General features: G+C 67.3%; 11 protein-coding genes and 1 pseudogene. 9 read left to right on the plus strand and 3 right to left on the minus strand.

The window, feature by feature from the left end; all coding sequences use genetic code 11:
- Positions 1-376, plus strand: a 376-nt coding sequence (locus tag A5663_RS16080; RefSeq protein ID WP_304443155.1) for a BRCT domain-containing protein, incomplete at its 5' end; no start/stop codon positions are given.
- Between the two features lie 10 nt (positions 377-386).
- Here the strand turns inward: A5663_RS16080 and A5663_RS16085 are convergent.
- Together A5663_RS16085 and leuA are read right to left on the minus strand one after the other, a co-directional pair.
- Complete coding sequence (locus A5663_RS16085) at positions 387-1,187, minus strand: family 16 glycosylhydrolase (RefSeq protein WP_068151053.1); 801 nt, start codon at positions 1,185-1,187, stop codon at positions 387-389.
- A 73-nt stretch (positions 1,188-1,260) separates the two neighbouring features.
- Positions 1,261-3,090, minus strand: a complete 1,830-nt coding sequence (leuA, locus tag A5663_RS16090; protein ID WP_068151059.1) for a 2-isopropylmalate synthase — start codon at positions 3,088-3,090, stop codon at positions 1,261-1,263.
- 215 nt (positions 3,091-3,305) lie between these two features.
- Here leuA and A5663_RS16095 point away from each other — a divergent pair, with 215 nt between their 5' ends.
- From A5663_RS16095 to A5663_RS16115, 5 genes and pseudogenes are all read left to right on the plus strand, one after another.
- Positions 3,306-3,755, plus strand: coding sequence for a hypothetical protein (locus A5663_RS16095; protein ID WP_068151062.1), 450 nt, complete (start codon positions 3,306-3,308; stop codon positions 3,753-3,755).
- Positions 3,756-3,777: 22 nt separating this feature from the next.
- Positions 3,778-4,758 carry a linear amide C-N hydrolase gene (locus A5663_RS16100; protein ID WP_068151064.1) on the plus strand — a complete coding sequence of 327 codons (981 nt, stop codon included), beginning with the start codon at positions 3,778-3,780 and terminating at the stop codon, positions 4,756-4,758.
- 73 nt (positions 4,759-4,831) lie between these two features.
- Entirely contained in the window at positions 4,832-6,097 is a 1,266-nt protein-coding gene (locus A5663_RS16105; RefSeq protein WP_068151067.1) for an aspartate kinase, read from the plus strand.
- A complete protein-coding gene (locus A5663_RS16110) occupies positions 6,098-7,132 on the plus strand; it encodes an aspartate-semialdehyde dehydrogenase (protein WP_068151070.1) in 1,035 nt (344 codons plus the stop codon). It begins immediately after the preceding gene.
- A 291-nt stretch (positions 7,133-7,423) separates the two neighbouring features.
- Positions 7,424-8,582: pseudogene (locus tag A5663_RS16115) on the plus strand (IS30 family transposase).
- Between the two features lie 32 nt (positions 8,583-8,614).
- Here A5663_RS16115 and A5663_RS16120 read toward each other — a convergent pair.
- Entirely contained in the window at positions 8,615-9,835 is a 1,221-nt protein-coding gene (locus A5663_RS16120) for an oxygenase MpaB family protein (protein WP_068151073.1), read from the minus strand.
- Between the two features lie 144 nt (positions 9,836-9,979).
- Here A5663_RS16120 and A5663_RS22700 point away from each other — a divergent pair, with 144 nt between their 5' ends.
- The 3 genes from A5663_RS22700 (at position 9,980) to A5663_RS16135 (ending at position 11,727) form a co-directional block, all read left to right on the plus strand.
- Entirely contained in the window at positions 9,980-10,393 is a 414-nt protein-coding gene (locus A5663_RS22700; RefSeq protein ID WP_082974188.1) for a hypothetical protein, read from the plus strand.
- A 257-nt stretch (positions 10,394-10,650) separates the two neighbouring features.
- The gene (locus A5663_RS23105; RefSeq protein WP_068151080.1) at positions 10,651-11,235 is read left to right on the plus strand and encodes a hypothetical protein; all 585 of its coding nucleotides are present in this window, start codon (positions 10,651-10,653) and stop codon (positions 11,233-11,235) included.
- A gap of 63 nt (positions 11,236-11,298) precedes the next feature.
- Positions 11,299-11,727 (plus strand): organic hydroperoxide resistance protein, encoded by a 429-nt coding sequence (locus A5663_RS16135; protein ID WP_197503427.1) that lies wholly within the window; start codon positions 11,299-11,301, stop codon positions 11,725-11,727.
- The last annotated feature ends 36 nt before the right edge of the window (positions 11,728-11,763 follow it).

Genomic DNA, 11,763 nt, shown 5'->3' on the forward strand with positions numbered 1-11,763 from the left:
GCGCCCGCTAAAGGCGGTGGCGTCGCGGTTGCCGTGCACACACCTGAATCCCGGCCGGTTCGTCGCGGGGCGACCGCTCGTGCAGGGTATGCGGGTCGCGCTGTCCGCCGAGGTCAAACGCACCCACGAAGAGCTCATCGAGCGCATCCTGCACGCCGGCCTGGCCTACACCGACGCGGTCGACCCGGAGACTTCGCTGATCGTCTGCAATGATCCGCGTCCGGAGCAGGGCAAGGGGTATCAGGCCCACGAGCTCGGCGTTCCGCTGGTCACCGACAGCGAGTTCATGCGATGTCTCGACGCCGTCGTCGGCGGCACCGGCGTCGAGGAGTTCACCGACAGCACGCCGGCCGGCGACCAGTTCGCGTTGTTCTAGCTGGGTGCAGTCACCAGACTCGAACCCAGTCGACGAGCATCTCGGCCGGATAGCTGCCCCCACGGGGATCGCCGCCGCCGGAGCCGGCCACGGCGAGATTCACGATCGGGAAAAGTGTGTAGCCAGAGTTGTTGAACGGCCAATCGGGCAATGCTCCGGACGGAACGGAGAAGTACGGTTGCGCGCCGTCACTGTAGTCCTGCCAGAAGCGGATGCCCGACTCATCCCATTGGGCCCGCCACGTGTGCCACGCGCTGTCCGGCGCGATGGTGTGACTGACGTGCTCCCCGCCGTTGAGCTTCGCGTGGACGGTGGTACCCGGGGCCCAACTGCCGTTGCCGTACCACTCGATGATGTCCACCTCCCCGCCGGTGACCGGGTCGTTGTTGGCCAGATACCAGGCCGGCCAACAGCCGGGAGTGAGGCAGTTCATCTTGATCCGGGCTTCCCACGTCGTCCCGATGGAGCCCCGGTATTTTCCGAACAGCTTGCCGCTGTAGTACGTGTCCCCGTCCTTGGCCGCACGGATGACGAGGTTGGATTTGCCGTCGAGGAAGAGATTGCGCCGATCGTCGCGGTACTGGCCGACGTTTCCGGGCAGCTCCCAGAACGTCGGATCCTTCATGTCCTCCCGCGCCAGCGCAGGCTCCCACTTCGAGTAGTCGGGCGCTGACCCCGCGGGGCCGTCGAAATTGTCCTCGAACAGGTAACGGCCAGCGGGCGCGGCTTTCGCGGCGGGGACAGGCATGCTGGCGACCAGCGCGCCGATGCCGGCCATCTGCATCACGCGGCGACGATTCAACTCGGGCATCACAACAGGTAAGCCGCAAAACCCGCCGCGCGCAACGTCCCATGCCGCCGGACGGTGATTCGCGGGCCAGTGGCTAGCGGAGGGACGTGCGTGCGGCGCGGTTGACCGCCGAGACCACCGCGCGCAGCGATGCGGTGGTGATCGACGGCGCGATCCCGACGCCCCACACCGTCGTCCCGCCGATCGCCGCCTCGACGTACGCCGCGGCCTGGGCCTCTTCACCGGCCGACATCGCGTGCTCGCTGTAGTCCAGCACCGAGACGTCGAAGCCGATGGCGCCCAAGGCGTCGCAGAACGCCGCCAGCGGACCGTTGCCCGCTCCGACGATCTCGCGCTCGACGCCGTCGACCTTCACCACCGCCTCGACGGTGTCCGTGCCGCCGTCGACCTCCGAAGCCGTCACCTTCTGGCGGATCCGCTCCAGCGGGCGAACCGGTGCCAGGTACTCCTCGGCGAAGACGTCCCACATCTCCTTCGGCGACACCTCGCCGCCCTCACCGTCGGTGATCTGCTGGATCGCCTGGCTGAACTCGATCTGCAGCCGCCGCGGCAGCGCCAGGCCGTGGTCGGCCTTCATGATGTAGGCGACGCCGCCCTTGCCCGACTGCGAGTTGACCCGGATGACGGCCTCGTAGGTGCGACCGACGTCGCGCGGGTCGATCGGCAGGTAGGGCACCTGCCACAGGATGTCGTCGACATCCGAATCCGCTTCGTCCGCAGCGACTTTCATCGCGTCCAGACCCTTGTTGATCGCGTCCTGGTGGCTGCCCGAGAACGCGGTGTACACTAGGTCGCCGCCGTAGGGGTGACGCTCGTGCACCGGCAACTGGTTGCAGTACTCGACCGTGCGCCGGATCTCGTCGATGTTGGAGAAGTCGATCTGCGGGTCGACGCCGCGGGAGAACATGTTCATGCCCAACGTCACCAGGCAGACGTTGCCGGTGCGCTCACCGTTGCCGAACAGGCAGCCCTCGATCCGGTCCGCGCCGGCCTGGTAGCCCAGTTCGGCTGCGGCAACGGCGGTTCCGCGGTCGTTGTGCGGGTGCAGGCTCAAGATGATGGACTCGCGCGGGGTCAGCTGCCGGTGCATCCACTCGATCGAGTCGGCGTAGACGTTCGGCGTAGCCATCTCGACGGTGGCGGGCAGGTTCACGATCAACGGTGATTCCGGTGTCGGAGAGACGATCTCGGCGACGGCGTTGCACACGTCGACGGCGTACTCCAGCTCGGTGCCGGTGTAGGACTCCGGTGAGTATTCGAACCGCCATGCGGTGTCCGGATACTTCTTGGCTTCCTCGACGCACATCCGCGCGCCGTCCGTCGCGATCGCCTTGACCGCGTCGCGGTCGGCCCGGAAGACCACGCGGCGCTGCAGGATCGACGTGGAGTTGTAGAAGTGCACGATGACGCGTGGTGCGCCCTGGCAGGCCTCGAACGTCCGCTCGATCAGCTCCGGGCGGCACTGCGTCAGCACCTGAATCGTGACGTCGTCGGGGATCGCGCCCTCGGCGATGATCTCGCGGACGAAGTCGAAGTCGGTCTGGCTGGCGGACGGGAAGCCGACCTCGATCTCCTTGTAGCCCATACGAACCAGCAGATCGAACATGCGCCGCTTGCGGGCCGGGCTCATCGGGTCGATCAGCGCCTGGTTGCCGTCGCGCAGGTCGACCGCACACCACATCGGCGCGACGTCGATGACCTTGTCGGGCCAGGTGCGGTCGGGCAGCCGAATCGGCTCGACTTCGTCGGCAAAACTGCGGTAGCGGCTCACCGGCATGGCCGAGGCGCGCTGGGTGTTCCACGTCGGCTGCCCGGGACGGGGCGGCCCCGACGGTTTGGTGATCTGGCGAACCGACGAATACGCGTCGGGCGAATCAGGCGATGGTTTCGAGAAAGTGGTCACGGTATTGCTCCGGGAGTTGAAAGGGACTCGACCGGCGCATCGCGAACACCCGCGACGGGAAGCCGGTCTTGGTCAGACCCCGTCGCGGCTGCCGAGAAGGAGCACCCGCTGTACCGAGAACATCGGGCCCCACTGTACTCCCGTCCCAACCTCGTCACAAAACAGGACGACGCCGAGCGTGCACCGTGACTGAACCGCTGGCTAGAGTTCCAGCGGTGAGGCTTGACCGGCGATGGTGGGTGGCGATCGGTGTCGTGGTGGTGTCGCTCGTGGCGCTGGTGTACACCCAGCTGCAGAGGCCCCCGGCCGAATGCGGCCCTGTGCACGACCTGCTCGACTACAACAAATCGCAGAGCAAGTTGATCGATGAGAAGACCGAGGGAACCAAGGGGCCGCCGACCGCTGCAGAGCAACTCGCGTATCAGCAGTGGGCCGACGGGTTGGCCGAACGTGCCCGCAAGATCGACAAACCGGAACTCCGGTTCACCGCCACAGACCTCGCTGACCTCGCGACACAGTTCGTCAACAAGCTGCCGGAGGCACGTGCGGCGACGGAGTCTCGGGCGCCGGGCGCCCCTGCGCCGCGGGTCTACTACGAGATGTCGGCGATCGACAGCCAGATCCAGCGCAAGCTGGCCGAGCTGTCGAACGCATGCTCGGGCTGAGCACCCCATAAGCTGACCCAGCGTGTGCACACGCGTCGTCTACCTCGGGAACAACGAACGCAACGTCACCGGTCGTTCGATGGACTGGAAGTCGGAGATCGGGACGAATCTGTGGGCGCTGCCCCGCGGTGTCCACCGGACCGGCCAGGGCGGCGCCAACTCCGCCGAGTGGACATCGAAGTACGGCAGTCTCGTGGCGAGCGGCTACGACATCAGCACCACCGACGGGGTGAACGAGGCCGGCCTGGCCGTCAACCTACTGTGGCTGGCCGAATCGCAGTACCCGGCCGACACCGCCGACGGCCCCGCTGTCTCGCTCGCGCTGTGGGGCCAGTACGTGCTCGACAACTTCGCGACGGTGGCCGAGGCGGTGCAGGCCTTGACTGCGATCCCGCTGCGGGTGGCGACCGCACAGGTCCCGGGTGAGGACCGGATGGCGACGCTGCATCTGGCGATGTCCGACGGCGGCGGCGACAGCGCGATCGTCGAGTACATCGACGGTAGGCAGGTCATCCACCACGGCAGGCAATACCAGGTGATGACCAATTCGCCGACCTTCGACAAGCAGCTCGCGATCAACGAGTACTGGAAGGAGATCGGTGGGACGGTCATGCTGCCGGGGACCAACCGCGCCGCAGACCGCTTCGTTCGGGCGTCGTTCTACATCGACGCGGTCCCCAAGACCGACGACCCGTTGCTGGCCGCGGCGGCCGTGCTCAGCGTGGTGCGCAACGCGTCCACCCCGTACGGCATCTCGACGTCGGACGAACCCAACATCTCGACCACGCGCTGGCGCACGGTCGTCGACCACAAGGCGCTGCGCTACTTCTTCGAGTCGGCGCTTTCGCCCAACACCTTCTGGGTGGAGCTGGGAAACATCGACTTCTCACCCGGCGCGCCGACGCTGCGGCTCAACCTCGGCGAGGGGGAGCGCACGATCTACGCCGGCGACGCCAGCTCGGCGTTCCAGCAGGCCGAGCCCTTCGCTTTCCTGGGCGTATGACCGCGGGATAAATGAGGTGCGCGCAGCGCTTATCCTTGTTGGGACCTTCTCCGGCTCTTGAAAGGCTTGTTCAGTGGCGCTCGTCGTGCAGAAGTACGGCGGATCCTCGGTCTCCGACGCCGAGCGGATCCGTCGCGTCGCCGAGCGGATCGTCGAGACGAAGAAGCAGGGCAACGACGTGGTCGTGGTCGTCTCGGCGATGGGCGACACCACCGACGACCTGCTGGACCTGGCGCACCAGGTCTGTCCGGCGCCACCGGCCCGTGAAATGGACATGCTGCTGACGTCGGGTGAGCGGATCTCCAACGCGCTGGTCGCCATGGCCATCCATTCGCTGGGTGCGCAGGCGCGGTCGTTCACCGGATCGCAGGCCGGTGTGATCACCACCGGTATCCACGGCAACGCCAAGATCATCGACGTCACCCCGGGCCGCCTGCGCGACGCGCTCGACCAGGGCGTCATCGTGCTGGTCGCCGGTTTCCAGGGGGTCAGCCAGGACAGCAAGGACGTGACCACGCTCGGCCGGGGCGGCTCGGACACCACCGCGGTTGCGTTGGCCGCGGCGCTCGGGGCCGACGTGTGCGAGATCTACACCGACGTCGACGGTATCTTCACCGCCGACCCGCGGATCGTGCCGAACGCGCGTCATCTCGACCGGATCAGCTTCGAGGAGATGCTCGAAATGGCTGCCTGCGGCGCCAAGGTGCTGATGCTGCGGTGCGTGGAGTACGCCCGCCGCTACCACGTGCCGATCCGCGTCCGCTCGTCATACTCGGACAACCCCGGCACCCTGGTGACCGGATCGATGGAGGACATACCCGTGGAAGACGCCATCCTGACCGGAGTCGCGCACGACCGCAGCGAAGCCAAGGTGACCGTCGTCGGCATCCCCGACGTACCCGGCTACGCCGCCAAGATGTTTCGCGCCGTCGCCGATGCCGACATCAACATCGACATGGTGCTGCAGAACATCTCCAAGATCGAGGACGGCAAGACCGACATCACGTTCACCTGTCCCCGTGACAACGGGCCGGCGGCGGTGCAGAAGCTCAGCTCGCTGCAAGGTGAGATCGGTTTCACCGGCGTGCTCTACGACGATCACATCGGCAAGGTCTCCCTGGTGGGCGCGGGCATGAAGAGCCACCCCGGGGTCACGGCCACGTTCTGCGAGACGCTGGCCGAGGTCGGGGTGAACATCGAGCTGATCTCCACGTCGGAGATCCGAATCTCGGTGCTGGTCAGGGACACCGATCTGGACAAAGCCGTCGCCGCGCTGCACGAGGCGTTCGGACTGGGCGGCGACGAGGCGGCCGTTGTCTATGCGGGAACGGGACGATAGATGGTCAACATCGGGGTAGTCGGGGCGACCGGTCAGGTCGGCCAGGTGATGCGAAACCTCCTGGAAGAGCGCGATTTTCCGGCCACCGGCGTGCGGTTCTTCGCTTCTGCACGCTCACAGGGCAAGAAGCTGTCGTTCCGGGGCCAGGAGATCGAGGTCGAGGACGCCGAGACCGCGGACCCCGCCGGTCTCGACATCGCGTTGTTCTCCGCGGGCGCGACCATGTCGCGCGTGCAGGCGCCGCGGTTCGCCGCAGCCGGTGCGGTGGTGATCGACAACTCCTCGGCGTGGCGCAAGGACCCCGACGTGCCGCTGGTGGTCAGCGAGGTGAATTTCGAGCGCGACGCCGGGCGCAGGCCCAAGGGGATCATCGCGAACCCTAACTGCACCACGATGGCCGCGATGCCGGTGCTCAAGCCGTTGCACGACGAGGCGGGTCTGGTGCGGATGATCGCCTCGACCTACCAGGCGGTGTCGGGCAGCGGGATCGCCGGCGTGGACGAGTTGTACGGCCAGGCCACCGCGGTCGTCGGGGACAGCAGGCAGTTGGTGGCAGACGGCGGCGCGCTCGACTTTCCGGCGCCGGCGAAGTATGTCGCGCCGATCGCGTTCAACATCGTGCCGTTGGCCGGCTCGCTCGTCGACGACGGTTCCGGTGAGACCGACGAGGACCAGAAGCTGCGCAACGAGAGCCGCAAGATTCTCGGCATCCCCGACCTCGCGGTCAGCGGAACGTGTGTGCGCGTCCCGGTGTACACCGGCCACTCGCTCTCATTGAATCTCGAGTTCAGCCAGCCGCTTTCGGTTGCGCGTGCGTCGGAGATCCTGGGGGCGGCGCCGGGCGTGACGCTCGTCGATGTGCCGACCCCGCTGGCAGCCGCAGGCGCGGACGACTCACTGGTGGGCCGCATCCGCCAGGATCCCGGCGTGCCGGAGGGCCGCGGGCTGGCGTTGTTCGTCTCCGGGGACAACCTCCGTAAGGGCGCGGCGCTCAACACGATTCAGATCGCCGAGCTGCTCGCCGCCGAACTCTGAGATTGCAACCGCGCAGACAAAGTGCGACTCAGACTCAATCGGTCGCTGCAACACCTGACTGGTTGAGGGGTGTTGTTCGATGGGGTTTCGCAAGCAGGGCAGCAAAGAGGTTCCCGAGTCCGCGCGTGAGGTCTTTCTCGAGGCGCTGAGGTCGGGAATGTCGCAATCGGCAGCGGCCACGGTGGCCGAGGTGTCGCATCAGACGGGTTCGAAGTGGGCTCGCGCTGCAGGGTTGTCAGCTGATCTGCGGCATCGCGGCGTCCGGTATCCGGTAGCGGTGCGGGAGGCGTTCTGGTCGGCGATGCGATCGGGGTCCTCGCCGATCGAGGCCGCGGTAATTGCCGGCGTGTCGGAGAACACGGGCACGAACTGGGTCAAACAGGCTGGTTACATGCCAAGAACCCCAGCCCTTGCTCTTGTGGAGAGCGCCGCGGCGCGACGGCCGCGTGCCCCGCTGTCGTTCACCGAACGCTACCGACTCGAGGAGCTGCTCGAGTCGGGATGCACCGCGGTGCGGGCCGCGCAGCTGCTCGACCGTCATCGCGACACGATCTGCCGCGAGATCGTCAAGGGTCTGACCGGCTCGGGGTATCGCGCCCGCGTCGGCCAAGACACGGCCGACGCCAACCGCAAGCGACCTAAGGCGCGCAAGCTCGAGGACAACCCTGTCCTGCTGGCCGAAGTCGTGCAACGGTTGGAGCAGCGGCACAGTCCCGAGCAGATCGCCCAGCGGCTGCGCCACGACTACCCCGACGATCCGGAGATGCGGGTGTCACCCGAAACGATCTACCAAGCCCTCTACGTTCAACCGCGCGGCGAGCTGGCCCGGCTGGTCAAGACCGCGCTACGCACCGGACGTACCCAGCGAAAAGCGCAGGGCCGCACGGGAAGTGGTCAGGGCAAGATCAAGGACATGATCAACATCAGCGAACGCCCCAAGGAGGCCGACGATCGCGCCATCCCCGGGCACTGGGAGGGCGACCTGATCATCGGCGCGGGCCAACAATCGGCGATCGGCACCCTGGTCGAGCGCACCACCGGGTTCGTGGTCCTATTGCACCTGCCCGAAGACCGCACCGCAGCCACCCTGGCCGACGCGATGTCGGCCAAGGTCCCCGAGATCCCCGAGATCCTGCGCCGCTCACTGACCTGGGACCAAGGCAGCGAAATGGCATTGCACACCAAGATCACCGAAGCCACCGGGCTGCCGATCTACTTCTGCGACCCCCATAGCCCCTGGCAGCGCGGCACCAACGAGAACACCAACGGCCTACTACGCCAGTACTTCCCCAAGGGCACCGACCTGTCGTTCTACGGCCCCGGATGGCTCGACGAAGTTGCCGCCGAACTCAACGCCCGACCCCGCAAACGCCTCGGCTGGCGCACCCCCGCCGAAGAACTCGACCGACTACTGTCAGACCCGTCCACATTCGTTGCAGCCACCGCTTGAATCCAAGCGAGTAACGGTCTGCGTGAGTGCAATCACGCGACGTGGCTGACGTGATTCGCGGATTCGCCGATCGTCGCAGCGCTGTCCCCGATGATCGTCCGCATCAACGCCTGGTGCTGGCGGTCACCCCGGGCGGTGGCGCGGATGATCCCACCCGGCAGCGCCACCGCCGCCGCGCTGCGGGCCAGGTTCACCGGTAGGCGCAGCAACGGATACCAGGGCACCTGCGGTCGTAGTCCGAGAGCACGCATGGTCCGTGGTCCCAGGAAGCCGCTGGTGAGCGAAAGATGTTGGGCCCGTGCGATACGACGACGGATCGTGGGCATGCTGTCGTAGTGCCAGATCAGTGGGTCGTCGGCCATCGGCGCCGCCAACTGCCTCGACGACTCGTCGGGCGCCGCGAGCGCGCCGAGGGTGTGGTACAGCACGCGGATGCTGTCGCGAAAGCCGCGCGGTAGCCACTCATCCTCGACGCCCATCAGCCATCCGACGTAGCGAGTCAGGTGCGCGACCGCGTCATAGTCCTTCGGCCGCAACACGATTCCCATTCCGACGCTGCCGACTGCGGGTGCGACGAGCGCGCCGATCAGCGTTGCGGCCATGTCGGTCTGGTTGATCGGCACGCCCCAGTCGCCGGCACGCCAATCCGGCATCGCGGCGACATGCCGGCGCACGAGCCCGTGGATCAGCCGAACCCGAAGCGTCGACCGATAGCCGGCGCCCCGGAACTCGAGGCCGCCCTCGGAGATGACGTCCATCGCCCACTGCATCGTCTCGGCGAAGCGCTTGTTCGATCCTTTCTCCAGCGCCCCGGTGCGCAGCAGCGTCTTGTTGAACCCCGAGAACTGATAGCCGCCGAGCAGCGAGACGTCCCGCGCGACGTACATCCCGTCGGCACCGCCGCGACGCAGCGCGCGCTGCCCTCGCCGCACTTTTGCCGGGTCGACCCATCCGGGGGTGTTCTCGACTTCGGAGAAGAACTCGCGCAACGGTTCCGGCGCCGAGGGGACCGCGTCGATCCCATGGGCGAGTGCCGCGTCGAACAGCGGGCGGGTGTCCTTGATTCCAGTCTCGGACATCCACTCGACGAGGCGGTCCATCGGTTCATCGCCCACGGTCAATCGCTCACCCAGTTGGTGCCACTGTTGCGGCGTGGGCGGCGCGATGGCCAACAGCTGGGCCATCGCCCGGATGCCGGCCGGTACTGGGCGGGGACTGTCCGGATGACGCGTGGGGACAGGGCGCTCGGTCATCGAGGTTCCTTCCGCCCGCAACGCTGACAACGCGTGTAGTCGAAACTAGGTTGTCGTCGCTGCGGCTGTCAATCGGCGCATCTCACAGCCTGCTCATAGGTCACACATGCCCTTTACATCGAAACTGGCCGCAATATGGGAGTCATGAGCGAAACACCATCCGAACCAGGCACGGAACCCGTAGTCACTGCACCCCGGTACGCCCCCGTCGAACCGAGGCCCGCGCGTGAGGAACGGCGCCACTCTAGGCTGGGCGCCGTCGCCGCGTGGGTCGGCATCGTCGCCGGCGTCGTGTTCATCGTCGCGGTGATCTTCTTCACCGGCTTCATCCTCGGTGCCCACTCGGGCGGCCATCACCGAGGTGGCCATGCCGGCGGCCACGACCGTGACGTCGTCTTCCATCGCGGGCCGCCACCGCAGTTCCCGATGGGGCCGCGTGGCCAGATGGAGCGGCCGCAGTTCGGCGGGCCGGGTGGTGGGCAAGGCCCAGGCGCTCAGTCGCCGCAACCGCCGCAGGCACCCGAGGCGCCGACGACGACTGCGCCAACGCGTCCCTGACCACATCCGACTCGAGGGCCCGGTGAACACCGGGCCCTCGAGCTGTCGCAGCCCCGAGTGACGGTTGACGTTGACGTCAAATTACAAGAGGCCGAATAGATTTCGTCGCTCATATCGTTGTTTTCCCCCGACGAGCTGGTTGGCGTGCGACCATCGCCGTGATGTGTCGGTGGCAGCGCACTCGGGGTGGCTCGTTCGAGTCCGCGCGTGAGGAGCGATGGATGAATTGGACGAGGCCTTCGGGATTCAGCGCTGCGATGACGAAAGCGGTTGTGGCACTGGCACTTATCGGAACCACCGCATCGGGCGCGACCGTGGTGGCGAACGCCGCGCCCAATCCGGCTGATCCCCGATGCGCCGGAGCGGACCGCGATCTGGCCAAATGCCAAGACGGCGCGTACGCAATGCCGACGGGTCCGGCCGACCCCGAGTGCCTGACGCAGCCGCTCGACCCCGTATGCGCGGGAGGTCCGTACGCGCCGCCGGCCGCGACTCCGCCGCCGGGCGCGGCCCCGACGGGCCCGGGGGACACCGCGTGTATCTCACAGCCCGCCAACCCGATATGCGCGGGCGGTCCGTACGCCCTGCCGCCGCCGCCGGCTGCGGCCGGCCCGCCGCCGATGGCTGCTGCCCCGATCGCGCCCATTGCTCCACCGCCGACGGCGCCGATCGCCCCGATCGCCCCGATCGCTCCCCCGCCGATGGCGCCGACGGCTCCGATAGCGCCGATGGCTCCGATAGCGCCCATGGCGCCGATAGCTCCGCCGCCGATGGTGACAACCCCGTCGATCGGAGGCGCCGGCATGGCCGGTGCGGGGATCGCCACACCGGGCACCGCCTGACGACGCCGGTCCGTGCGAGACGGGCATCTTGTCCGCAGCGGCCGGGCTGGCATGATCGAGCCCATGAGCATTGAAGTCGTTTTCACCGCAGAGTCCACCGCGTCCGGAGGCGGCCGTGACGGCCACGTGAAGTCTTCGGACGGCCGCATCGACCTCGACACCCGCCCGCCCAAGGAAGCCGGGGGCAGCGGCGAAGGGACCAACCCCGAGCAGCTGTTCTCCGCCGGGTACGCGGCCTGCTTCCTCGGCGCGCTGCGCCTGGTCGCGAAGAACAACGACGTCAAGCTGGACGACGCGACCGGCATCACCGCCCAGGTCGGCTTCGGCAAGGACCCGGAGGGCGGCTTCGGCATCAACGCGCACCTCATCGGCTACCTGCCTGGGCTCGAGCAGAGGGCGGCCGAGGACCTGATGAACAAGGCGCATCAGGTCTGCCCCTACTCCAAGGCCACCCGCGGCAACATCGACGTCAAGTTGTCGGCGAAGGTCTGACGCTCCGAGCCCGGATTCAGCTTGTTGTAACGAAGC

Source organism: Mycobacterium sp. E740 (assembly GCF_001672895.1).
Taxonomy (GTDB): Bacteria; Actinomycetota; Actinomycetes; order Mycobacteriales; family Mycobacteriaceae; genus Mycobacterium.